The following is a 24,716-nucleotide window of genomic DNA, read 5'->3' as shown; positions in this document are numbered from 1 at the left end:
ATTCCTTAAGGGATTAGGAGACCGCTTCGTGGAGGCGGTCCGCCTGCTTGTCCTTGAGCGGGCCGATGACCGAGAGCGAGGGGCGTTGGGTGAGGAGTTCGCCCGCCACCTCCCGTACGTCGTCGGGGGTGACCTCCGCGATGCGCGCGAGCATGTCGTCGACGGACATCTGCTCGCCCCAGCACAGCTCGCTCTTGCCGATACGGTTCATCAGCGCGCCGGTGTCCTCCAGGCCGAGGACGGTGGAACCGGAGAGCTGCCCGATGGCGCGGGCGACCTCGTCGTCGTCCAGGCCGTGCGTGGCGACCCGGTCCAGCTCGTCGCGGCAGATCTTCAGGACGTCGTGGACCTGGTTCGGGCGGCAGCCCGCGTACACGCCGAAGAGGCCGCAGTCGGCGAAGCCCGAGGTGTACGAGTACACGCTGTAGGCCAGGCCGCGCTTCTCCCGGACCTCCTGGAAGAGGCGGGAGCTCATGCCGCCGCCGAGGGCGGTGTTGAGGACGCCGAGCGCCCAGCGGCGCTCGTCGGTGCGGGCGAGGCCGGGCATGCCGAGGACCACGTGGGCCTGCTCGGTCTTGCGGTTCAGCAGCTCGACCTTGCCGGCGGTGCGCAGGGTGCGGGAGCCCTCGCGGGGCGCCATGGGGACGGCGTCGTGACGGGAGAGGGCCCCGGCGCGTTCGAAGGCCTTGCGGACCTGTCGTACGACCGTGGCGTGGTCGACGTTGCCGGCGGCGGCGACGACCAGGTGCGTGGGGTCGTAGTGCTTCTTGTAGAAGCGGGCGATCTGGCCGCGGTTCAGCGCGTTGATCGTGTCGACGGTGCCGAGGACGGGGCGGCCGAGGGGGGTGTCGCCGAGCATGGTGTGCGCGAACAGGTCGTGCACGCAGTCGCCCGGGTCGTCCTCGGTCATCGCGATCTCTTCGAGGATGACGCCGCGCTCGGCGTCGACGTCCTCGGGGGCGATCAGTGAGCCGGTCAGCATGTCGCAGACGACGTCGATGGCCAGCGGCAGGTCGGTGTCGAGGACCCGCGCGTAGTAGCAGGTGTACTCCTTCGCCGTGAAGGCGTTCATCTCGCCGCCGACCGCGTCGATCGCGGAGGAGATGTCGAGGGCGGTGCGCTTGGCGGTGCCCTTGAAGAGGAGGTGTTCGAGGTAGTGGGTCGCGCCGTTCAGGGTGGGCGTCTCGTCGCGGGAACCGACGTTGGCCCAGATGCCGAAGGTGGCGGACCGGACGGAGGGCAGGGTCTCGGTGACGATCCGCAGACCGCCGGGGAGGACGGTCCGGCGGACGGTGCCGATGCCGTCCTTGCCCTGGAGAAGCGTTTGGGTACGGGCGACGGCCCGCGCCTTGGAGGAGGCGCGGGCCGTCGTCGCGGAACTACGGGACGTCACTTGTCGGTGTCGTCCTTCGTCTCGTCTTCTTCACCCTCGACGACGGGGATGAGGGAGAGCTTGCCGCGGGAGTCGATCTCGGCGATCTCGACCTGGACCTTGGCGCCGACGGCGAGCACGTCCTCGACGTTCTCCACGCGCTTGCCACCGGCGAGCTTGCGGATCTGCGAGATGTGCAGCAGACCGTCCTTGCCCGGCATGAGCGAGACGAACGCACCGAAGGTGGTGGTCTTGACGACCGTACCCAGGTAGCGCTCGCCGACCTCCGGCATGGTCGGGTTGGCGATCGCGTTGATCGTGGCGCGGGCGGCCTCGGCCTGCGAACCCTGCTGGGCACCGATGTAAATGGTGCCGTCGTCCTCGATCGTGATGTCGGCGCCGGTGTCCTCCTGGATCTGGTTGATCATCTTGCCCTTCGGGCCGATGACCTCACCGATCTTGTCCACCGGAATCTTGACGGTGATGATCCGCGGGGCGTTCGGGGACATCTCGTCCGGGACGTCGATGGCCTCGTTCATGACGTCCAGGATGTGCAGACGCGCGTCACGGGCCTGCTTCAGCGCGGCGGCCAGGACCGAGGCGGGGATGCCGTCGAGCTTGGTGTCGAGCTGGAGCGCGGTCACGAACTGCTTCGTGCCGGCGACCTTGAAGTCCATGTCGCCGAAGGCGTCCTCCGCACCGAGGATGTCGGTGAGGGCGACGTAGTGGGTCTTGCCGTCGATCTCCTCGGAGATCAGGCCCATGGCGATACCGGCGACGGCGGCCTTGAGGGGCACACCGGCGTTCAGCAGCGACATGGTGGAGGCGCAGACCGAGCCCATGGACGTCGAGCCGTTGGAGCCCAGCGCCTCGGAGACCTGGCGGATCGCGTAGGGGAACTCCTCGCGCGAGGGGAGAACCGGCACGATGGCGCGCTCGGCGAGCGCTCCGTGGCCGATCTCGCGGCGCTTGGGCGAGCCCACGCGGCCGGTCTCGCCGACCGAGTACGGCGGGAAGTTGTAGTTGTGCATGTAGCGCTTGCGGGTCACCGGGGAGAGGGTGTCCAGCTGCTGCTCCATCCGGAGCATGTTGAGGGTGGTGACGCCCAGGATCTGGGTCTCGCCACGCTCGAACAGCGCCGAGCCGTGCACGCGCGGGATGGCCTCGACCTCGGCGGCGAGCGTACGGATGTCCGTGACGCCACGGCCGTCGATGCGGACCTTGTCCTTGATGACGCGCTCGCGGACCAGCTTCTTGGTCAGCGAGCGGTACGCGGCGGAGATCTCCTTCTCGCGTCCCTCGAACGCCGGCAGAAGCTTCTCCGCGGCGATCTCCTTGACGCGGTCCAGCTCGGCCTCGCGGTCCTGCTTGCCGGCGATGGTGAGCGCCTGCGTCAGCTCGGAGGTGACGGCCTTGGAGAGCGCCTCGAAGACGTCGTCCTGGTAGTCCAGGAAGACCGGGAACTCTCCGACGGGCTTGGCGGCCTTGGAGGCCAGGTCCGACTGGGCCTTGCAGAGCGCCTTGATGAAGGGCTTCGCGGCGTCCAGACCGGCGGCGACGATCTCCTCGGTGGGAGCCTCGGCACCGTCCTTGACGAGCTGGATGGTCTTCTCGGTGGCCTCGGCCTCGACCATCATGATCGCGACGTCGCCGTCCTCCAGGACGCGACCGGCGACGACCATGTCGAAGACGGCGTCCTCGAGCTCGGAGTGCGTCGGGAAGGCGACCCACTGGCCCTTGATCAGGGCGACGCGGGTGGCGCCGATCGGACCGGAGAAGGGCAGGCCCGCCAGGATGGTGGAGCAGGAGGCGGCGTTGATCGCGACCACGTCGTACAGGTGGTCGGGGTTGAGCGCCATGATCGTCTCGACGATCTGGATCTCGTTGCGCAGGCCCTTCTTGAAGGAGGGGCGCAGCGGCCGGTCGATCAGGCGGCAGGTGAGGATCGCGTCCTCGGAGGGCCGGCCCTCGCGGCGGAAGAAGGAGCCGGGGATCTTGCCGGCCGCGTACTGCCGCTCCTCGACGTCCACCGTGAGGGGGAAGAAGTCGAGGTTGTCCTTGGGCCGCTTGGAAGCGGTGGTGGCCGACAGCACCATGGTGTCGTCGTCCAGGTACGCGACGGCGGAGCCTGCGGCCTGCTTGGCCAGGCGGCCCGTCTCGAAGCGGATGGTGCGGGTGCCGAAGGTTCCGTTGTCGATAACGGCCTCGGCGTAGTGGGTCTCGTTCTCCACTAGTGATTTCTCCATACTCGTCGTCTTTCGTCCTCACGCCCGTGTGGCGGGGGACGGTGCGGGAGAGGCGCACCGTGGATGCGGGCCGGTCTTCGATCGAAGCTCCCGGGCATGTTCCCGGGGGCCACTACCGAGGACCGGCGGCGGCGTCGTCGCGCCTCTCCCTCGTTCTTGCGTTCCTGCGTTTTCTGCTCGCGCGTTCCCGCTGATGCGTTCTCGGGCGAGCGGGTGTCACTGCACCCAGGTTACTGAGCTTGACACCGGTCGTGCACATACGGCAAAGGGAGCGGTCCCCTCAAACGCGGGAACCGCTCCCTTTCCACAGCGTCCTTACTTGGCGCCGCCGGCCGCACCACGGCGGATGCCGAGGCGGTCGACGAGTGCACGGAAGCGCTGGATGTCCTTCTTGGCCAGGTACTGCAGGAGGCGGCGACGCTGGCCGACCAGGATCAGCAGACCACGACGGGAGTGGTGGTCGTGCTTGTGCGTCTTGAGGTGCTCCGTCAGGTCCGAGATCCGGCGGGAGAGCATGGCGACCTGGACCTCGGGGGATCCGGTGTCACCCTCCTTCTGGGCGAACTCGGACATGATCTGCTTCTTCGTAGCGGCGTCGAGCGGCACGCGTACTCCTCTTGATGTTCGAAGCGCCCACGAGTGCCCCTGGTCTTGATCTCAGGGGAGCTTCCGTGACTCGGAGGCGAAGGTCCGATGAGCGCAGCCCCCAGGATGATCCGAGGACGCGTACACAAACGGCCACTGGACAGAGTACCAGCCATTCGGGTCATGCCTCACCGCTGGTCAGCCGGTGCCCGCCGCTGACCGGCCGGCGCCCGCCCACCGGTCGGCCGGCGCCCTTGGGTGATCATTCGGCGCCCTTCGGCACCCTTCGGCACCCTTCGGCACCCTTCGGTGATCAGCTGGTGAGGGCCCGGATCGAGTGGTAGACGTCGAAGACCGCGAGGCAGAGCGGGAGCAGGGTCAGCAGGACGACCGTCTCGGCGATCTCCAGGAAGCGTCCCCAGAACGGGGTCACCCCCTTGCGCGGCACGATCAGGCCGATGGCGGTGATCAGGACGGCTACGCCGGCGACCGCGGCGGCGAGCCACACCGTACGGATGTCGAGTGCGGCGCTCTCACCGCGCAGCGCGTCGCGCACCATGGCGACCGGCGGGTTGAGGGAGAGCCCCAGGCCCAGCAGGACGAGGGAGCCGAGGCCGGCGGCGAGCGCGCAGCCGACCTGGGCCGTGTAGCGGAACAGATGGGCGCGCATCAGCATGGCGACGCCGGTGGCCAGGGCGAGCAGCTGACCCCAGACGTTGTTCGAGAATCCCAGCACCGCGGCGGCGGCCACGGCGACCAGGGCGCAGCCGCCGACCAGGCCGAGGAGCAGTTCATGGCCGCGCCGCGCCTGGGCGGCGAGGCGTACGGCGTCCACCGGGCCCGTGGACGCGGGCTCGGAGGTCCCGTAGTCGCCGACCGTGGTGCGGGGCGGCTCGAACCCGATGGGCAGCCGGGCGAAGCGGGTGGAGAGTCCCGGCAGGAAGGCGAGGGCCCCCACGGCGAGCGGGGAGCACACGGCGGCGGCCTCGATCGGCCTCATGTCGCTCAGGATCGCGATGAAGGTGACCAGGAGGCCGACGGCGCTCGCGAAGACGAACGCGACGAACGGCCCGTCCCCGCCGGGCGCGACGATCATCAGAATGACCGCCACGACCAGGACGGCCGCACAGGCGAGCAGGAACTGAAGCCGTCCGATGCCCTGCCCGGCGCTCAGGGGAAGCAGGCCGGAGCCGGCCACCGCCGCGTTCACCAGGGCGCCGGTGCCGAGCGCGATCGACGAGGCACGGTCGTCGTACACCCGCGCACGCACACAGGCGAAGGCGAGCAGGAGCAGGGCGACGACGCCCGCCAGGATTCCGGGCAGGCCGTTCATGTCGTGGCGCGGGTCGGCGGTCCACAGCACGAAGCCGAGCAGCGTCAGCAGGACGGAGCCACCGAAGAGGCCGGCTCCGCGCATGAGGGCGTCGCCCCAGAGCGTGCGGTCCTTGGCCACGGCGGTGGCGACGGCGTCCGACACGTCGTCGAAGACGGCGGGGGGCAGTGATTCGGAGAAGGGCCGCATCGACAGCAGCTCGCCGTCGAGGATGCGGTGGCCGGCGAGCGTACGGGCGCTGTCCAGGACCGTGCCGTCGCGGCGCACCAAGTGGTAGCCGACGGGTGCGCCCGGAGCGGGGCTCTGTCCGGACAGCCGGAGGATCTCGGGGTACAGATCGGCTACGGGGATGTCCTCGGGCAGGGCCACGTCGACACGGCTGTCGGGCGCGACGACCGTGACCCGGCAGAATCCGGTGCCGCTGCCGGACGGGGTCCCGTGACTCTGCCGACCGGATCCGGTGGCTGCCGCTTGGGCCGTCATGGTCACCTGTTGCTCCCCCTACTGGCTTGTCCTGCTGCTGTCTGCGCCGCTCCCGCCGGATCGCGTCCGCTTCTGCCGGAATCACACCGCCGGGACCACGGATCGCACCGCTCGTCCCGAATGACCGTCTTCTCGGATCAGTTAGCGGATGCGTACACGCGTCGCGACACCCTACCGCCATGGGACCACCGCTTCGCCAGTAGGATCCTTCCCGCGGATGGAGCCCGTCGCCACGGGGGCGCCGATAGGAACACTTCCGTCCGGCAAGGGAATTGGTGAGCTGTGAGCCAGATCGTCGTCAAGCGCCCGCCGCGGGCCCTGCCCACCGAAGTGCCGGTCGAGCAGGTGCAGTTGCAACCTCCGCCGGAACTCCCCCGGGGCCAGCAGGAGGGGGCGCTGATGCAGCTCCTGCCGATGCTGGGCATGGGTGGTTCCGTCGTCTTCTTCTTCATGACGCCGAACCCGATCATGCGCATCATGGGCATGATCATGATCGCCTCGACACTGGCCATGGCCATCGCGATGCTCGTGCGGTACCGACGCGGCACTCAGGGCGAGCTGGCGGACATGCGCCGCGACTACCTGAAGTACCTGACGCAGACCCGGCGCGCGGTACTGAAGACGGCCCGCAAGCAGCGGGACGCGCAGTTCTACCTCCACCCCTCTCCCGAGCAGTTGTGGGCGCTCGTCGCCGAGGGCAGCCGGGTGTGGGAGCGGCGTGCCGGTGACGCGGACTTCGCACAGGTGCGCATCGGGCTGGGCAGCCAGGAGCTGGCCACGCCGCTCATCGCGCCCGAGACGGCGCCCGTGGACGAACTGGAGCCGCTGGCCGCCGGGGCGATGCAGCAGTTCCTGGCGACGCACTCCACGCTGGACGGCCTGCCCATGGCCGTATCGCTGCGGGCGTTCTACCACCTCACGATCAGCGGCCACGCGGATTCCGCGCGCTCCGCCGCGCGGGCCGTGGTCGGCGGGCTGGCCTCTCTGCACTCCCCCCAGGACCTGGTGATCGCGGTCGCGACCAACACGGAGGCCGCGCCGCAGTGGGAGTGGGCGAAGTGGCTCCCGCACGCCCAGACCTCCGGGCCCGTGGACGGAGCGGGGAGCCGGCGCCTCATCACCACCAACGCCCTGGCCCTGGAGGAGCTGCTGGCCGGACGCCTGGAGGGCAGGCCCCGGTTCCAGCCGGGCGGTCAGCCGCTCATGGAACAGCCGCACGTCGTGGTGGTCCTGGACGGCGAGTCGGTGCCCCCCATGTCGGTGCTCGCCTCGGCGGAGGGCCTCCAGGGCGTGACGGTCATCGAAGTGGTGCCGGGTGAGGTCACCGGGTCCCGCGGGGGCCTCTCGATCGTGGTGCAGCCGAAGTCGTTGCAGCTGGAGTCGGGCCAGGGGCTCGTCTACGACGGGGTGCCGGACCTGCTGAGCTACGAGGCCGCCGAGGCGCTCGCCCGCCAGCTGGCCCCGCTGCACATGGCCACCGGCGGCGACGACGACGAACCTCTGCTGGCCAACCTGGAGTTCACCGATCTGCTGAACCTGGGGGACGCCGCCTCGATCGAGGTCAGCCGGACCTGGCGGCCGCGATCGCAGGCGGAGCGGCTGCGGGTGCCGATCGGGGTGGGCGAGGACGGCGCGCCCGTGATGCTGGACCTCAAGGAGGCGGCCCAGGAGGGTATGGGTCCGCACGGTCTGTGCGTCGGCGCCACCGGTTCCGGCAAGTCCGAGCTGCTGCGTACGCTGGTGCTCGGTCTCGCCGTCACGCACACCTCGGAGACGCTCAACTTCGTTCTCGCCGACTTCAAGGGCGGCGCGACCTTCGCCGGTATGGCGCAGATGCCCCACGTCGCGGCCGTGATCACCAACCTCGCGGACGACCTGACGCTGGTCGACCGTATGGGTGACTCCATCAGCGGTGAGCTCAACCGCCGGCAGGAGATGCTGCGCGACGCGGGCAACTACGCCAACATCCACGACTACGAGAAGGCGCGCGCGGCCGGTGCGCCGCTGCAGCCGATCCCCTCGCTCGTCCTGGTCATCGACGAGTTCAGTGAACTCCTCACCGCCAAACCCGACTTCATCGAGATGTTCGTCCAGATCGGCCGTATCGGCCGTTCGCTGGGTGTGCATCTGCTGCTGGCCTCGCAGCGTCTGGAGGAGGGGCGGCTGCGCGGTCTGGAGACGTATCTGTCGTACCGGGTGGGTCTGCGGACGTTCTCGGCGGCCGAGTCCCGGGCCGCGATCGGTGTGCCCGACGCGTACCACCTGCCCAACGTGCCGGGTTCCGGGCTGCTCAAGTTCGGTACGGAGGAGATGGTGCGGTTCAAGGCCGCGTACGTCTCCGGGGTGTACCGCTCGGGCGCGCACCGGGCCGTCGCGCCGGGTGCGCCGCTCCCGGTGGACCGCAGGCCGGTTCCGTTCACGGCCGCTCCGGTTCCGGTGCGGTACGTCCAGCCGGCGGCACAGCCCGGAGGCGTACCGGATCAACGTGCGACGCAGGACGACGCGCTGGCGGACACGGTGCTCGATGTGATCGTGCGCCGTCTGGAGGGCCGCGGGGCCTCCGCCCACCAGGTGTGGCTGCCGCCGCTGGACAATCCGCCGTCGCTGGACGAACTGCTTCCGGGGCTCTCCCCGGTGCAGGGCAGGGGGCTGACGCAGCCCGGCTTCGAGGGAGCCGGCCGGCTGGTCGTGCCCCTCGGTGTCATCGACAAGCCGTTCGAGCAGCGGCGCGACACCCTCTACCGGGACTTCTCCGGCGCCGCCGGCCACATGCAGATCACCGGAGGGCCGCAGTCGGGGAAGTCGACGCTGCTGCGGACGCTCATCGCCGGCTTCGCGCTCACCCACACACCGGAGGAGGTCCAGTTCTACGGCCTCGACTTCGGTGGTGGCGGTATGTCCTCGATCGCGGGTCTGCCGCACGTCGGCGGCGTCGCGTCCCGCCTCGACCCGGAGCGGGTACGCCGTACGGTCGCCGAGGTGTACGGCATCATGGCGCGGCGCGAGGAGTACTTCCGCAGTGCCGGGATCGACTCCATCGCCACGTTCCGCAGGCTGCGGGCGCGCGGTGACATCTCGGTGACGGACCAGCCGTGGGGTGACGTGTTCCTGGTCATCGACGGGTGGGGCAGCTTCCGGACGGACTACGAGGGGCTGGAGACGGCGGCCACGGACATCGCGGCCCGCGGGCTGGGTTACGGCATCCACCTGATCGTCACGGCGTCGCGTTCCATGGAGGTGCGGGCCAGTCTGAAGGACCACCTCATGAACCGCCTGGAGCTGCGGCTCGGCGACGTGATGGACTCCGAACTGGACCGCAAGGTGGCGGCCAACGTGCCCGCCGGGGTGCCGGGCCGCGGTCTGACCCCGGAGAAGCTGCACTTCATGGCGGCGGTGCCGCGGATCGACAGCATCAACTCCGACAGCGACCTCTCGGAGGCCACCGCGGCGATGAACCAGGAGGTCGCCCGGCACTGGACGGCCGCGCCCGCCCCAGGGGTGCGTCTGCTGCCGCGCGAGCTGCCGGCGAGCCAGCTCCCGGCCGGCTACGCGGTACCGGAGCGGGGCGTCGCTTTCGGTATCGACGAGAACAACCTGGAGCCGGTGTTCCTGAACTTCGAGCAGGACCCGTTCTTCCTGGCGTTCGGCGAGAGCGAGTCCGGGAAGTCCAACCTGCTGCGGTTGCTGATCAAGCAGCTGACCGAGCGGTACGACGGCGATTCCTGCAAGCTCTTCGTCATCGACAACCGGCGTTCGCTGCTCGATGTGACCCCGCGGTCGCACCTGGCGGAGTACATCCCGATGTCCAACAACATGGAACATCACATGGCGGCGCTGCACGACCTGATGAAGCGCCGCACACCGTCCGCCGACGTCACGGCGCAGGAGTTGCGCGACCAGAGCTGGTGGCAGGGCCCCACGGTGTACGTCGTCATCGACGACTTCGACCTGGTCTCCACGTCGAGCGGCAACCCGCTGTCAGCAATCACGGAGCTGCTGCCGTTCGCCCGCGACGTGGGCGTCCGCTTCATCATCGCCCGCAACACGGCGGGGGCCAGCCGGGCCCTGTACGAGCCCTTCCTCCAGCGCATGATCGAGCTGGGCGCACAGGGCGTGATGCTGTCGGGCGACCCGAACGAGGGCGACATCCTCGGCAACGTACGACCGCGCCCGATGCCTGCGGGCCGGGGCATCTTCGTCACCCGGCGCCGAGGGAACCCGTTGGTGCAGACGGGGCTGATGGAGGGGTAGCGGCGGGGCGTTGCGGCGGGGGCGGGGCGGGGAGGCGACGAGGGTCGTCCCCCGCCCGGCGGCGTCGACGCCGATGCGCCGGGGTGACGCGCAGCGAGTTACGGTTCGGTCCATGAGTGAAGGACGGGGCACCGTCGGGGACAACGCCGGAGACGACGTGGGCCAGGCCAGGGGAACCGCCGGGTACGCGCGAGCAGCGGACGTGCTGGCGGTCCAGTACGAGGAAGTCACCTTCGGCGAGGTCCACCGTGACGTGTTGGGCCTGGTACCCGCCGAGCCTGCCCGGATCCTCGACATCGGCGCGGGCACAGGACGCGACGCTGCCGCGTTGGCGGCGCTGGGGCACACCGTCGTGGCTGTCGAGCCGACGGCGGAGCTGCGGGGACATGGACAGCGAATCCATGCAGACAGCGCGATCGCGTGGGTCGACGACGCTCTCCCCACTCTTGCGCTTGACCCGTACTCGGGCCCGTTCGACGCGGTCTTCGCCACGGCGGTGTGGATGCACCTGGACGCCGAGGAACGCGGACTGGCGATGGCCAGGATCGCCGCCCTGCTGGTGCCCGACGGCCGGTTCTTCGTCAACCTCCGTCACGGGCCCGTGCCTGATGGCCGTCACATGTTCGACGTGTCCGCTGCGGAGACAGCCGAGCTGGGGGCGGCACACGGTCTGCAGACGCTCCTGAGCAGCGAGCGTTCCGATCTCCACGGCCACGAGGAAGTCCGGTGGAGTTCTCTCGTGCTCCAGGCGAAGGGGTCCCGCAGCCTACAGACCGGAGCGCGAACTTTGGACGAGGGTCCTGGTTCCTGAAGCCGTCGGGACACGTCGGGACACGTCGGGACACAGCTCAGGGTGGACACCTCCCGCGCGTGTCCACCCTGCTGTGCTGTGGTGCTTTTGGTCCTGCGGTCGAACTTCGTCAGAAGTTCGCTGCCGCCCGCTTGTCACCGCTTCGGTAGATGGGCGACGCCTCGCTGACCTTCCTGGCGATGTCATCGAGGTTGCCGCGGATGGCGTCGGCGTCCGTCCTCCACCTGTCCTGGGCGGCGGTGTAGGCGCGCTTCGCCTCTCCCTCCCACACTTCCGAGACCTTCGCGATCATGGACTGGATCTCCTTGAGGTCCATGTCGAGCTGCTTGGCCTGCTTCCGGATCTCACCGGCCGCGAGATCCAGGCTCGCGTAAGTGACGACCGTCGTACCGTCGTTGTTTCCCATGCGGTCCTCCGCTGCTTTCGAGTTACGGGATAAGGGTCAGAAGCTGTTCAGGCTGGACGACTGTTCCTTGGCACTGGTGTTGTGGCCGTCGACGACGTCCACACCCGCGAGGGCCTGGCGGATCTCGTCCTCGTTGTCGCCCGAGATGGTACGGGCGGCCTTGATGGACTCCTGGAAGCGGACGAGCTGCTTGGCCAGGCTGACCATGCGGTTGTTGATCTCGGTCTGCTTCTGGTTGAAGTGGTTGGCGCCGATGCCCTTCCACCTGCCTTCGAGGTTGTCGATCGTCGCCTGGAGCTGCCGGAGCTGCCCCTTCACCGAGTCGAACTTGATGCTGAGGTCGCCCTCCAGCTTCAGGAGCGCGGCATCTGAGACCTTCTGATCTGCCATGGTTCTCTCTTCCTTTTCGGTTGGTTCTGCAAGGCCGGCATGGGTCGCCGGCCGGTACATGCGGAACGTGCGGTCAAGCGGCCCTACGCCTGCGGACCACGGCGTAGGCCACTCCTCCGAGCACGACCACAGCTGCGGCCACTCCGAGGATCAGGCCCAACTGGCTCTCGTCCCCCGAGGACTTGGTTTCTTCCGCCGCTACCGGCTTCTCGCCCTCCGCGCCGTTCTTGGCGGGCTGCGGCGAGGCGGAGGTCGAGGCGTCGGGCTTCTTGGACGGGTCGGCGGGGCCGGTCGTCCTCTCCTTGGTGAGCGGGCTGATGTCCGGGTCGCCGGGGTCGCCCTTGCCCTTGAGGACGTTCATCGAGGGGCGGATCAGACCGTGACCGAGGTAGTTGCTGGTCTCGCCCTTCTTCCAGTCACGACTGGCCGTGTCGAAGAGGACGTTGAGCACCTGGTTGGCGGTCCAGTCGGGGTGGAGGGACCAGACGAGGGCGGCGGAGGCGGAGGCGATGGCGGTGGCGGCGCTGGTGCCGCCGTCGCCGTCGCAGTAGCTCTTGAAGGAGTTGTCGCACCAGTACGGGACGTCACTTCCGGGGGACGCTACATCCACCGTGCCCGCGTGCTGCGAGTAGAAGGAGACCTTCCCCTTGCGGTCTGCTGAAGCGATACCCACTACCTCAGGGAAAGCGGCTGGATACCCCTGCTTGTTCTTTTTATGCCCTTCATTCCCTACGGCCGCAAAGAGCAGCTTGCCTTTACTTTCTGCGTACTTGATCGCTTCATGTTCCTGAGGCGAGAAGTAAAAGCCACCGAAGGACATGCTGATGATCCGTGCATCACCGTCGGCCGCAGCACGGATGGCGTTCGCCGTGTCCTGAATCGTGATGGAGGGCTTCTTCTTCTCGAACTCGCCCAGGGCAACGCGCAGAGGAATGATCTTGGCTCCCGGGGCGAGTCCCTTCAGACCGCCTCCCTTGCCTGTCCCGGCGATCAACTCAGCCATCGTCGTACCATGACCGTCATAGTCGTCGGTTTCGTCGCCTGGCGCCTCGGTTGCGTCGACTCCCTTGAGCACTTGTCCCTGCAGCGACGGCGTGGACGAATTCACACCCGAGTCAATGACAGCGACTTTGACGCCTTCGCCCGTTGTGACCTTCCACATGTCCTCAGCCTGCATCGCGCTGAGATACCACTGCTTCGACTGCGTATCGGCGGCGGCGGGCTGCGCCGCGCCGACGAACAACACACTCCACGAAGCGGCCACAGCCAACGCGCCGAGCCCACGTACGCGCCTCTGAGCTCGGCTCATTCCTGCTGTCATCCCGGCTTCCGTACCTTCCCTGGGGCTGCTACTCGACCACCGGCGGCACGGCTCCGCGCCGACCGGCATTCCACGTCTCTTCGTCTTCCGTCAGGTAGTCGGGACGGGTCGAACCGTTGTCGTCCTCTTCCTCCCGGCCGGAATTCCGCCGGCCGGCAGGACCACGGACGAGCCCTGCCCCACCGGCCGTGAAGCCCTTGGCATTCGAGCTGGCTCCCCCAGCCTTGCGGGGAGCACCCACGACTCCGTTGGCTCCCGAAGCCTGAGCGGGCCGTCCGCCGGGCCGGGATGCGGCAGCCGCTGCTCCACGTCCTCCGATCACGCCCCGCTGACCGGCAGCTCCGGTCCTTCCCTGGGGCGCATTCTGAGGGGTTCCGCCGACGATGCCGGTTCTCCCTCCCCCACGAGGACCTCCGACTGTGGACGTTCCTCCTTGGCCGGTAACCGGTCGTCCACCGGTCGGAGTGGAACGGCCAGTGATCGGCGCCTGCGGCCCGACCGGTGGACGGGTGGACGTCCCTCCACCTCCCATGGGGCTGGGACGGCCGACCGGAGGCCCACCCGGGCCCTTGGCCACGGGCCCTCCCCCGGCGGGCTGCGCCTTACCAAAGCCCGGGCCTGCCGGGTTCACCGTCCGTTGCGTTGCAGGCCCTGTCGTACGCGGCGGGTTCCCCTGCGTGGTGGTCATGAAGGGCGGCGGAACGGGCGAGGGCTGCGGAACAGTGGGCCCCGTCATGGGTGTGGGCGACGGGAGCGGAGGCGTGCCGGTAATCGTCGTCGGAGCAGGCGGCGTTTTGACGCTATTGATCTCCGTAGCTGTGCTCCCGTCCGGCAAGGGTGCCGAGCCGAGAACCTGAGCTGGTGGACTACTGGTTGTGGCTACCGGAGCGGGGTCCCCCGCCGTAGAGCGTCCTGAAGAGTCTGGCACTGGACTGTTGCCGAGACTCTCGGAGCGCTCGCCGGAAGTACCGGAGGTCGGGGTGCCCCAACGATCCCTCGGCGGAGGCATATAGATACCCAGCGGTTTATCGAACCGCGGCGGCTCCTGCCCCGCCAGCACTTCCTCGGAGACCGAGTAGTACGACGCCAACCGGTTGATCTGGTTGATCGCCTCCTGGCGGTTCTTCTCCACCTCAAGCGCCGCCGCGTACTGCGGGTTGGTCTCCGTCCGGGCCGGGAACAGGATGTCCTTCACGTCCGTCTGGATCATCCGGCGGTCGCGCGGCGGCATGGCGCTCTTCACCGACGCCAGGCCCGTGCCCGCGACCGTGATCTGGGTGCCGGCCGCGTCCGCGAAGTCGCCCAGCTTCTCGGCGTGGGCGACCAGGCCCGTGCCGAAGGCCCGGAAGGCCGTGCCGGACTCGCCCTCCCAGTCGACTCCCTTGAGGTGGTCCTTCAGCTCCTTCGCCGCGCGCCGAATGGCGTCCCTGGCCTTCCAGAGGGCCTCGCCGGCGCTCTCCAGGTGTTCCGGGTTGGAGTTCTCCACCATGTCGATGAGGGCGTTGAGCTGATGTCCCTCGAAAGAGGTACGGCCCCCGGTGCGGGGGTTGCCGAAGCCGAAGGACTCCATGACCCGGCCGACCGTCTCGGTCATGTCCGTGACGACGATCTGGGTCTGGACCCGTCCCTCGTCCTGCTTGTGCTGCTCGGCGGGGGACAGGTTCGGCTGCTTCTCGTCGCTCATTCCGCTCCCCACCCGGCGTCCGACTGCTGGTCGTTGTTGGTCTGTTCAGGCTTCGCCTGCTCGGCCTTCGCGTGCTTCTCGCGTTCCTGTTCCATGCGCGTCTGGATCTCGTAGAACCGCCGCCTGATGTCGTCCTCGACGTTGTCGAAGCCGACGGCCGCCGCGTGCACGCCCAGGCTCAGGTACTCGATCTGGTCGCCGAGCGACTTGGAGAGCGAGACGAGGGAGGAGTGGACCCGGTTGTACTGGGTGTAGAGGCCGTCCGCCTCGGCGAAGCGTGCGTTCGGGCCGCTCAGTGAGGCCCGCGAGACCTTCTGGTCGGCGACCTTCGTCTTGCTGGCCGCCGAGCCCTCGAAGTCCGTCAGCAGGGCGTCTACACGACTCTTGAACTTCTCCAGCGCACCCACTCCGCGCCTGAGGTCACCCGTACCGCCACCGCCACCTGGATCGGTCACAATGCCGTCCTCCCCGTTCCGCATCCCCGTTTGCTCGGATCGTCCCGCGTTGCTATCGCACTGACGCGGCCCGATCCGATCTCATCCCGACAACTCTAGTCACTGCGTACGACAGCGCCAATCGACTTGCGAGTCACGTGACTTGTCTCATGACCGACTCTTCGCTCTTCGTCACCGTTCCCGTCGTCATGCCTCCTCCGCCAGGCGCCCCGCGCGTCTCCGGTTGTCCCGTACCGCCACAGCCGTACCCGCGATGGCCGCGACCAGGACTCCGCCGCCGACCATGACATACGTCGCCAGGCGCGCGTTCCGCTCGTCGGCCGTTTCGCCCAGGTGGAGTTCGGCGGGAGCGGGGGCTTTGCCCTTGCTCATCCCTTCGCTCGCGACCGGGCGGTCGATCGGCTTGTCGTCCTCGGTGAGGGCGCGAACCGGGTCGACCACGCCCCAGCCGACCAGGATGTCGTGGCCCGCGACCGAGCGTTCCGCCGTCTGCTGCATCTGCGCGACGATCTGCTCCTGCGTCCAGTCGGGGTGTTTCGCCTTGATCAGGGCGGCGACTCCCGCGACGTACGGGGCGGAGAAACTGGTTCCGTTGTCGGCGCAGTGTCCGCCTCCGGGGACCGTGGAGACCATGTCCACCCCGGGGGCGGCGATGCCGACGAAGTCGCCGGACTGGGAGAAGGCCGCCCTTTCGTTGTTCCGGTCCGAGGAGGCGACGGCGAGCACGCCCTTGAAGGACGCCGGGTAGGTCTCCTTGACGTTGCCGCCGAGCCCGTCGTTGCCGGCCGAGGCGACGACCACGACGTCCCGGGCGAGAGCGTTGTCCACGGCCTGCCGCAGTTCCGCGGACGGCTTCACGGCGTCGGCGGTGTCCTGGGAGATGTTGATGATGTCCGCGTCCGCGTCGTTGACGGCGTACTGGATCGCTCGGGCGAGGCTGTCGGCCGTTCCGTGGCCCTCGGCGTCGTTCTGCTGGATCGGGATGATCGTCGCATCGGGGGCGAGGCCGCTGAAGCCGGTGCCCTTCGCCTGGCGCGCGGCGATGATGCCGGCGACTTTGGTGCCGTGGCCCACGGTGTCCGTGGTGCCGTTCTCCTTGCCGCGTTCGATCTTCGTTCCGTCGTCGTTCTTGAGGCCCTTCGGCAGGAAGTTGCGACCCGCCCCGGTGTCCACAGCCGGCTTGAGCTGTTTGTTCCTGACGTCGACTCCGGTGTCGATGACCGCTACGCGTACGCCCTTGCCGGTGGACTGCTTCCACACCTCGTCCAACAGGACGCGCTGCAACGCCCAGGGCCGGCCCGGGTAGTTCTTCGAGGGGAACGTGCACTGGGTCGAGTCGTCCGCGGCCGCCGGGAGCGCCGGCAGGGTGACGACGAGGACGGCCGCCGCCGCCGTGGCGATGAGCAGGCGGCGGGCCGGCCCGTGGAGGTCGTGGTCGTGGATCGCCATGTCTGTGCCCCGCTCACGAACCCTGCGGCTGGCTGGCCGCGCCGGTGGAGAGCCGGGGGCCGGTCGGCAGGAGGGCGGACCAGACCGCCGGTACGGGGTGGGGGTCGACGCCCTTGTAGCCCAGCCGGTTCTGCGCCTGCTGCGCCTCCTCCTGCTGGGACTCCCGCTCCTTCTTCGAGCCGGATTCGCCGATGCCGGAGTCGCCCTGGCCGCTGTCGCTGTTGGACTGCATCGCGTAGCGCAGGCCGGTGTCGGTGACCAGGAACAGGAAGCCGGCGCTGGTCGAGGAGCCCTTGAACTGGCGGAAGAACTCGCCCGATCCCGGCGTGACGTAGGCGCTGCTGGAGCCGGTGGGGAGCGTCGCGGGGAAGCTCGTACCCACCCAGGTGCTCAGCGTGGTGGCGCCGCTGTCCGCGTCGACGCCGCGCAGTACGTTGCACACGGTGTTCCGGCTGCCCTTCTTGACTTCAGGGGAGTTGACGGGCTCGGGCTTGCTGACCGGCCAGTCCTTCTTCTGGTTGAAGGGGGCGCCCGGTTCGAATGCGCCGGCGCTGACCGGCTCGGCGTTGCCCGCCTGCTTGAGGTCCACCAGTTGCCGGCTGCTGAGCAGGAGCTTGGCGGTGAAGTCCGATACGGGCGCGACCCTGCCCGGCAGGACGACGTAACTCTGGGTCCCGGTTCCCGCTGGGGCGGTCAGGACCATGCCGACCCGGTTCGTCCGGTCGTCGAGCGTGCCGGGGGCGCCCGCGGGAGCCCCCGGGGCGCCGTCCACGGTCGGGAAGGTGATCGGGTCCCCGGTGTGGAGCGTGGCGAGCCAGGCGGCCGAGACCCGCTGGGGCTTGGGGTTCTGGTCGACCAGGGTGCGCAGGAGCAGTTCGTCCTTCTGGACGGGGTAGGCCTTGCCCGCGGCGTCCACGATGTAGCGGGTCCGATCCGGTCCCGGCCCCTCGACGTACATCAGCTGACCGCCCCGCAGGGCGTTCTTGCCCCCGGTCTTCTTCTCCTCGCGCTCGGCGAAGATGAAGGTCGCCTTCTGGATGGCCCTGCCGCCCTCGCCGGGCCGTTCGCAGACCGCCCAGCGCTTGGCCGCGCCCGCTTCCTTGGCGTCGGGCAGCCGGTCGGGGGCGTACGGGATGCCGAGCGTCGCACCGTGCGGAATCTTGCCGCTGTCCAGGACCGACTCGTTGACGTTGACGACGGTGCCCTTGTCCGGGGCGAGCAGGAGCTTGGCGGAGGCCATGTTCAGGACGGGGTGCAACTGCTTCTTGCCGTCGGTCTCCAGCACCACGTACCGGGTGGTGGATTTGCTGGCGATGATGACGTGTTCCTTGGCGACGTTCCACTTCTGGGGGGCCACCGGCTTGAACATGCCCCAGGCGCCGAAAACGGCGAGAACGACCACGGCGACGATGGCCCCGGGAAGTACCGCGCGCAGCGGTTTGGGGGCGCCTTCCTCGGAACCGGTGGGGTTGGGTTGCAGGAACTGTGCGATCAACCTCCGCTTCGCAAAGGTATAGGCGTTGAGCTCATCCCGCCGTGATGCCATGTGTCCGCTGACCCTTCTCCCCAGTGATCGAACAGGGTCCCACACGCACCGTCGGCCCCCGCTGCCGTACCGCGCCCCTACTATGCCTGCTGGGGTTCCGCTCCCTGTGCTCAGGTAGGGTGACGACCCGATCAACACCCGTGTAAAAAGCGGTGAATACGGACACGAGGGGGCAACGCGGCGATGGGTGCAGCTACGCGCGAGCGTACCGGGCGGGCCGGCCGTCGAACCTCCGGGACTTCCCGGAGGCAACGTAGCAACGAGTCGCCCGCGACGCCTCCCGCCCAGCCCTCAGGCACCCCCGGTCCGCACGCCCCCGCCGCGACGACACTGCGTTCGATCTCGCGGACCGACCGGGTGCGCCCCGTGCTGCGGCAGATGGTGATCGTCGAGGTGGGCCTCGTGATCGCCGCCGTGGGCGCGGCTCTCGGTGGCGCCTGGCTGATCCCGTCGCTCGTGGTGCTCTGTCTGCTGGTCGCTCTCGCGGTGGTACGCCGGCGGGGCCGCGCGCTCCAGGACTGGGTGTCGAGCGCGCTGGGGCTCCGGGCCCGGCGCCGGTCCGCGGCCACGCCGCCCTCGGACGCGGAGCCGATGCTGGCACCGGTCGCCGAGAACGTGCCCGGTTTCGGCCCGCAGGTGTATGTGGACCGGGCTCACCGGACGGTCGGCATGCTCGGCGACGGTACGTTCCTGACGGCCGTGGTGCGGGTGGAGGCGAGCGGCGAGTCGCTGAGGCCCGCGTTCGGCGCCCGGTCGCTCCCGCTGTCACTGCTGGGCGACGCCCTCCAGGTCGACGACATCGTGTTGGAGTCGGCGCAGTTGGTGCAGCAGGTGCGGTGCGCGCCGGCCCCTCATCTGCCGCAGCAGTCGGTGGCCCGGCTCAGTTACGCTCCGTTGCAGGACCAGACCGGTGCGCCCGCCCTGCGGATGACGTGGGTGGCGGTGAAGCTGGATCCCGAGCTGTGCCGTGAGGCCATCGAGGCGCGCGGCGGCGGGCTGGAGGGTGCGCAGCGCTGCCTGGTGAGGGTCGCGGACCATGTGGCGAGCCGGGTCACGGGCGCCGGTTTCCAGGCGGTTGTGCTCGACCAGGACGAGCTGAACTCCGCGGTGGCGACCTCCGCGTGCGCTAATCCCATCCTGTCAGGGCGGGCGGGCCGGCCGGACGCCGCTCCGCAGCGGCGCACGATGGAGACGTCCCGGGTCTGGCGGTGCGACGACCGCTGGCACACCACGTACGCGGTGGACCGCTGGCCGGAGTTGGGCCGGGGCGCGACGCCGCTGCCGCAGTTGGTCGCACTGCTGACCTCGGTGCCGGCGTACGCGACGACGTTCAGCCTCACCGTGCGCCGCGGGGTGCGCCAGGGCTCGACGAGCGTGGCCGGGCATGTGCGGGTCACCGGCGGTTCGGACACCGAACTGATCGGTGTGAGAAGGACGTTGGAGCAGGCGGCCCGGCACGCCAAGGTGGGGCTGGCACGACTGGACCGCGAGCAATTGCCGGGCGTCCTGGCCACGCTCCCGCTGGGAGGCGCACAGTGAGCAACCGGACCGAGCCCCGGCGCGGGCTGCGCGGCCCCCGTCATGCGGGTCACACCGTGGCCGCGGACCACCTGGGGGCGTTGTCCCTGCCGGTCGGCGACGACGGCGTGATCATCGGCAACGACGCGAACAACAAGCCGCAGCTGATCGGCTTCCACCGCCCGGTGCCGTACGACGTCACGCTGATCGGCGGGCTGTGGACGGCACAGGTCCTGGCGTTGCGGGCGGCGGGCACCGGTGCCCGGGTGGCGGTCGAGACCGGTCGCGTCCAGGCCTGGACCACGCTCGCCCAGGCGGCGGGTGCCGGTCTTGAGTGTGTCTCCCTGTACGACGTGGGCCGTGTTCCGCCGACGGGAGCGACCGTTGGCAGCCCCGTGGTCGTCGTGCGGGACTGCGGCATGCGACCGCCGCGCGGCCGGGTGGTGTCGTCGCCGTGGCAGTCCGTGCTGACGCTGCTTCCTTATCTGAGCCCTGTCGCACCGCGGTTGATGCGGTCGTCCGCGCTGGTGGGCATCCAGCGGGTCTCGCCCGGCGAGGCCGAGCAGATCGGCCGGATCCTGGGGCTGGCGCGCGCCGAGTACGAGGCGCTGCCCACCCTGGCGGACGGTGTCACTCTCTGGGTGGCGGGGCGCGAACACCATTGGGTGATGACGAACGCGACGGACGCCGAGACCGGACTGCTGGGCACAGCTCGCCGGATGGACTGATTCCTGCACCGTTCTGCCCACGAACACCCCTCCCTCCGGGGAACATGGACCACGCACCGAATCCGTTCGATCGAAGGGACGCCGTCATGGGCACCCAGCAGGAAAAGGACGAGCTCTACGCTCTCGACATCTCGGATGTGACGTGGCTCAGCGCGCCCGGCACCGAGGAGGCGGAGGAGCGGGTCGAGATCGCTCATCTGCCGGGCGGCGCCGTCGCCATGCGCTCCTCGCTGGACCCGGACACCGTCCTGCGGTACACGGAGGCGGAGTGGACGGCGTTCGTCCTGGGCGCTCGCGACGGTGAGTTCGACCTCACATAGGTCCCCTCACACCAGTCCCATCGGCCAGGTCCTCTCGCACAGGTGCGCTCGCACGGGTCCGGCGCCACGCGGGTCCGGTCTCGCGGTCCGGTCTCGCGGAGGCGCTGAGCGCCGCGGGGGTGGCCGCCGGAGTGAGCTTTCCCGTTTCACCCTGTACGTGTATGGCACGGATTGACCGTCTCGTCGTCCCCTTTCCTTCGCGCGTCGTTCACCGGGGTGTGACACCTGGCCCGTGGGGCGGGGTCTGCCGTGCCCCACGCCCTGCCTGAGTTCACCGGATGGCGATTAGGGTGGGTGGGGCGCGGCAGAAGAAACCTGCGAGCAGGTGATGCGCGTCGCAAGGGGGAGAGCCGGGCGTACCGGCACATCGGGAACGGTCGCCCCCACCCACCACGGCACAAGGGTGCTCGACCACACCAGGAGGCAAAGTGAACGGCGATCGGGACGAGATCCGCGGCGGATGGGACATGCCCGTCGACGAGTCGTCCGACGCGGATCCCGCCGAGATGACGGGTGAGTTCACCATCGACTACACCCCTCCCGCCTGGTACACGCAGAACGCGGCGGGGGACTCGTCGGGAGGAGCGGGCTCACACCTGGCGCCGCCTCCGCCGCCGGTCGGGGCGCCCCTGCCCTCGCCCGACCTGTCGACGACACCGGGCGGCTTCGACCCCAACTGGGCGCCCGCCCCTCCGGCGCCCGCCGAGCCGGCCGCCCCCGCGACTCCGGAGGCCCCGGTCTCCCCCGCCGTGCCGGAGACGCCGTACGCTCCCGCTCCACACACGCAGGCCCCGCACACCCGGGCTCCGGACGCTCCCGCTCCGCACACGCAGGCGCAGGACGCTCCGGCTGCTGCTCCTGCGGCCGCCGGCGGCGATGCCGGTCCGTTCGGCGGCGGCGATGTGGAGAGCGGCTCGACGATGCGGTTCTCGCCCGCCGCGCTCAAGCGGGAGATCGCGGAGCGCGACGCGGAAGCCGCGGCCGGATCCGCCGGAGGGACGGGTTCCGGAGCGGCCGCGGACGGCCTGTCCGGTGCCGGATCGACGACGGGCGACGGGAAGCCCGACGCTCTCGCCTCCGGTTCGGGCTCCGAGGGCGCTTCCTCGTCCGTTACATCCTCCACATCTCCTACGCCCTCTACGTCCTCTACGTCCTCCGAGTCGGCCGCCTCCGGTCTTCCTTCGCTCGCCGACACGGACCCCGAGGCCGCCTCCCGTACGGACGCGGGCTCCACGGATTCCGAGGACGGCGGCACGGCCGGAGCGAGCACCGACGAGGCCCCCGGCCCCGAGGGCGTACCCGCCCCCGACGCCGTTACGAACGCCGGCGTGGACGCGCAGGACGTCGTTTCGCAGCACGCGGGTCCCCAGCACTCGGGTCCCCAGGACGCCGCGCCCCAGGACGCCGCGCCCCAGGACGTACCGCCTCCCGCCGCCGACGCCCCGCAGGCCGCCGCCGCACCGGTGCCGTGGTCGCCGCCCGCCCAGGGGGGCGCGCTGCCGCCGCTGCCGCCCACCTTCCAGCCGGCCGCTCCGGCGCCCTCGGCGCCGCAGCCCGCGGCGCAGTGGCCCGGTTCCGCCCCGGCGAACGAGGCGCCCGGCGGCTACGGCTTCCCGCAGACGGGACAGCCGCCGCAAGCACCTCAGGCACCCCAGGCCCAGCAGCCGCACCAGCAACAGCCGTTCCCCGGTCAGCACGGTCAGCTCGGCCCCGGCACCGGCGCACCGCTGCCGCCTCAGGCGCACCCGCAGGCCCCCCAGGGCGCGGGCGGGTACGGCTTCCCGCCACAGGGCGGCTACGGCTTCCCCCAGCCCGGCCACCCGGGTCAGCCCGGCCACCCAGGTCAGGCGCCCAACGCGCCGCAGCCACACGCGCCGTTCCCCGCCCAGGGCACCCCCAACCTCCCCGCCCCCGTCGCCCCGCAGCAGCCGGAGGCATACGGACAGCAGCCCCAGGCCGCCCAGCCCCAGCCGCCTCGGCAGCCGCACCAGTCGCCGGTCGACCCGCGTACGGGCGGAGCCTGGCCCACCCCGGTCGCGCACGACCAGCGCGAGCGGTCGGTGCCCGGCGCCCCGCTCGGGTACACGGCGGCCGTCGAGCTCTCCTCCGACCGGCTGGTGCGGGGCAAGCAGAAGGCCAAGAGCAGCCGTAACCCCTCCGCAGCCTCCCGGTTCAAGCTGGGCGGCAAGAAGGAGGAGGCCGAGCGGCTGCGCAAGCTGGAGCTGATCCGCACCCCGGTGCTGTCCTGCTACCGGATCGCCGTCATCAGCCTGAAGGGCGGTGTCGGCAAGACCACCACGACGACGGCGCTGGGTTCGACGCTGGCCACCGAGCGGCAGGACAAGATCCTCGCCATCGACGCCAACCCGGACGCCGGCACGCTGGGCCGACGGGTGCGCCGCGAGACCGGGGCCACCATCCGCGACCTGGTCCAGGCGATCCCGTACCTCAACTCGTACATGGACATCCGGCGGTTCACCTCGCAGGCGCCCTCCGGTCTGGAGATCATCGCCAACGACGTGGACCCCGCGGTCTCCACGACGTTCAACGACGAGGACTACCGGCGCGCGATCGAGGTGCTCGGCAAGCAGTACCCGATCATCCTCACCGACTCGGGCACCGGGCTGCTCTACAGCGCGATGCGCGGGGTGCTCGACCTCGCGGACCAGCTGATCATCATCTCGACGCCCTCGGTCGACGGCGCGTCCAGTGCGTCGACGACGCTGGACTGGCTCTCGGCGCACGGCTACGCCGACTTGGTGCAGCGTTCGCTGACCGTCATCTCCGGCGTCCGCGAGACCGGCAAGATGATCAAGGTGGACGACATCGTCCAGCACTTCGAGACGCGCTGCCGCGGAGTCGTCGTCGTGCCGTTCGACGAGCACCTGGCGGCGGGCGCCGAGGTCGACCTCGACATGATGCGGCCCAAGACCCGTGAGGCGTACTTCCACCTCTCGGCGCTGGTGGCCGAAGACTTCGCGCGGGCCCAGCAGCAGCAGGGGCTGTGGACGGGGGACGGCCAGAACCCGCCGCCGCAGTTCGCCCCGCCCATGCCCGGCCAGCAGGGCTACCCGGCGCCGGGACAGCCCATGCCGGGACAGCAGGGCGCCCCCGGTCAGCACGCTCCCGCTCACCAGGTCCCCGGACAGCAGATCCCTGGCCAGCAGCCGTACGCACCGCAGCAGCCCGGCCCCGGCCAGCCCTACCCGCAACAGCAGCCGCAGCCGCAGCACCCCGGGCACCCCCTGCCGGGACACCCGGGACAGCCGGGCCCGCAAGGGCAGCAAGCCGGACAGGCGCAGCCGGGGCACCAGCAGCCGTACGCCCAGCAGCAGCCCTACGGTGGACAGCCGCCGTACGGGGGATATCAGGCGGCCGGTCAGCCGGGTGGCCCCTACGCCCAGCAGGGGGCGGCGGGGGGACCGCAGAACGGATGGGGTCAGCCGCCTCCCCCGCAGGCCGGGCCGGGTGCGCCCGGGGCCGGTGCGCCGCAGCAGCCGCAGCCGGAGCAGCCGGGTGAGCACGCCAACCCGGCAGGCCAGCCCGAGTTGCAGGGTCCGGTGCCTCCCGCCGGCTGGCAGCAGACGCCTCCGCAACCGCCGGCGGCGCCTCAGCAGTAGGGCCGAAGTGGTTGAGACCAATGAGGGCCAGGGAAGGGCCCGTACCGCTCGCGCGGTGCGGGTCCTTCCGCTATTCCCGCAGCCCACACGCTGTTTGACTGACCGTTGACGCGCCTCGACCACCGCTGATAAACCTTCGCTTCACCAACTGGCGAACCAGAGATCTACCCGCCTTCTTCAGCGAGTGATGACGCGAGG

Annotated in this window: 17 protein-coding genes; 6 read left to right on the top strand and 11 right to left on the bottom strand. The window is 69.9% G+C overall.

Going from position 1 to position 24,716, the window contains the following annotated elements; all coding sequences use genetic code 11:
• Window positions 1-13: 13 nt before the first annotated feature.
• The 4 genes from AB0F29_RS13655 to eccD all read right to left on the bottom strand — a co-directional run bounded on the left by AB0F29_RS13655 (window position 14) and on the right by eccD (window position 6,019).
• Window positions 14-1,393 (bottom strand): pitrilysin family protein, encoded by a 1,380-nt coding sequence (locus AB0F29_RS13655; protein ID WP_361871120.1) that lies wholly within the window; start codon window positions 1,391-1,393, stop codon window positions 14-16.
• Window positions 1,390-3,603, bottom strand: a complete 2,214-nt coding sequence (locus tag AB0F29_RS13650; protein WP_361871161.1) for a polyribonucleotide nucleotidyltransferase — start codon at window positions 3,601-3,603, stop codon at window positions 1,390-1,392. The genes AB0F29_RS13655 and AB0F29_RS13650 overlap by 4 nt, the downstream gene beginning before the upstream one ends.
• A 330-nt stretch (window positions 3,604-3,933) precedes the next feature.
• Complete coding sequence (rpsO, locus tag AB0F29_RS13645) at window positions 3,934-4,224, bottom strand: 30S ribosomal protein S15 (protein WP_003965855.1); 291 nt, start codon at window positions 4,222-4,224, stop codon at window positions 3,934-3,936.
• A 292-nt stretch (window positions 4,225-4,516) separates the two neighbouring features.
• A complete protein-coding gene (gene eccD, locus AB0F29_RS13640) occupies window positions 4,517-6,019 on the bottom strand; it encodes a type VII secretion integral membrane protein EccD (RefSeq protein WP_361871159.1) in 1,503 nt (500 codons plus the stop codon).
• Window positions 6,020-6,301: 282 nt separating this feature from the next.
• On the opposite strand from eccD, the gene eccCa reads away from it, so the two are divergent.
• Complete coding sequence (gene eccCa, locus AB0F29_RS13635; RefSeq protein ID WP_361871118.1) at window positions 6,302-10,270, top strand: type VII secretion protein EccCa; 3,969 nt, start codon at window positions 6,302-6,304, stop codon at window positions 10,268-10,270.
• Window positions 10,271-10,382: 112 nt separating this feature from the next.
• On the top strand, window positions 10,383-11,081 hold the full coding sequence (locus AB0F29_RS13630) for a class I SAM-dependent methyltransferase (protein WP_361871115.1): 699 nt from the start codon (window positions 10,383-10,385) through the stop codon (window positions 11,079-11,081).
• Between the two features lie 109 nt (window positions 11,082-11,190).
• Here AB0F29_RS13630 and AB0F29_RS13625 read toward each other — a convergent pair whose 3' ends face one another.
• The 7 genes from AB0F29_RS13625 to eccB all read right to left on the bottom strand — a co-directional run bounded on the left by AB0F29_RS13625 (window position 11,191) and on the right by eccB (window position 18,332).
• Window positions 11,191-11,487: a WXG100 family type VII secretion target gene (locus AB0F29_RS13625; RefSeq protein WP_018960649.1), complete on the bottom strand. Its 297-nt coding sequence runs from the start codon at window positions 11,485-11,487 to the stop codon at window positions 11,191-11,193.
• Window positions 11,488-11,523: 36 nt separating this feature from the next.
• A complete protein-coding gene (locus AB0F29_RS13620; RefSeq protein ID WP_361871113.1) occupies window positions 11,524-11,877 on the bottom strand; it encodes a WXG100 family type VII secretion target in 354 nt (117 codons plus the stop codon).
• A gap of 73 nt (window positions 11,878-11,950) precedes the next feature.
• Entirely contained in the window at window positions 11,951-13,198 is a 1,248-nt protein-coding gene (locus AB0F29_RS13615; RefSeq protein WP_361871110.1) for a S8 family serine peptidase, read from the bottom strand.
• Between the two features lie 28 nt (window positions 13,199-13,226).
• On the bottom strand, window positions 13,227-14,882 hold the full coding sequence (locus tag AB0F29_RS13610; protein ID WP_361871108.1) for a hypothetical protein: 1,656 nt from the start codon (window positions 14,880-14,882) through the stop codon (window positions 13,227-13,229).
• Window positions 14,879-15,361: a hypothetical protein gene (locus tag AB0F29_RS13605; protein WP_361871105.1), complete on the bottom strand. Its 483-nt coding sequence runs from the start codon at window positions 15,359-15,361 to the stop codon at window positions 14,879-14,881. The genes AB0F29_RS13610 and AB0F29_RS13605 overlap by 4 nt, the downstream gene beginning before the upstream one ends.
• A 162-nt stretch (window positions 15,362-15,523) precedes the next feature.
• Window positions 15,524-16,786 carry a type VII secretion-associated serine protease mycosin gene (mycP, locus tag AB0F29_RS13600; RefSeq protein ID WP_361871103.1) on the bottom strand — a complete coding sequence of 421 codons (1,263 nt, stop codon included), beginning with the start codon at window positions 16,784-16,786 and terminating at the stop codon, window positions 15,524-15,526.
• A 13-nt stretch (window positions 16,787-16,799) separates the two neighbouring features.
• Window positions 16,800-18,332 (bottom strand): type VII secretion protein EccB, encoded by a 1,533-nt coding sequence (gene eccB, locus AB0F29_RS13595; protein WP_361871101.1) that lies wholly within the window; start codon window positions 18,330-18,332, stop codon window positions 16,800-16,802.
• Window positions 18,333-18,515: 183 nt separating this feature from the next.
• Here eccB and eccE point away from each other — a divergent pair, with 183 nt between their 5' ends.
• From eccE to AB0F29_RS13575, 4 genes are all read left to right on the top strand, one after another.
• Window positions 18,516-19,871 (top strand): type VII secretion protein EccE, encoded by a 1,356-nt coding sequence (gene eccE / locus AB0F29_RS13590; protein ID WP_361871098.1) that lies wholly within the window; start codon window positions 18,516-18,518, stop codon window positions 19,869-19,871.
• On the top strand, window positions 19,868-20,578 hold the full coding sequence (locus AB0F29_RS13585) for a hypothetical protein (protein WP_215102984.1): 711 nt from the start codon (window positions 19,868-19,870) through the stop codon (window positions 20,576-20,578). The genes eccE and AB0F29_RS13585 overlap by 4 nt, the downstream gene beginning before the upstream one ends.
• Before the next feature lie 86 nt (window positions 20,579-20,664).
• Window positions 20,665-20,898: a DUF397 domain-containing protein gene (locus tag AB0F29_RS13580; protein WP_003965867.1), complete on the top strand. Its 234-nt coding sequence runs from the start codon at window positions 20,665-20,667 to the stop codon at window positions 20,896-20,898.
• Window positions 20,899-21,326: 428 nt separating this feature from the next.
• The gene (locus AB0F29_RS13575; RefSeq protein ID WP_361871094.1) at window positions 21,327-24,518 is read left to right on the top strand and encodes an SCO5717 family growth-regulating ATPase; all 3,192 of its coding nucleotides are present in this window, start codon (window positions 21,327-21,329) and stop codon (window positions 24,516-24,518) included.
• Window positions 24,519-24,716: the final 198 nt, after the last annotated feature.

Source organism: Streptomyces sp. NPDC026589 (genome assembly GCF_040638385.1).
Taxonomy (GTDB): Bacteria; Actinomycetota; Actinomycetes; order Streptomycetales; family Streptomycetaceae; genus Streptomyces.
The sequence above is the reverse complement of the archived record's forward strand: the minus strand, read 5'-3'. Positions and strand labels throughout refer to the sequence as shown.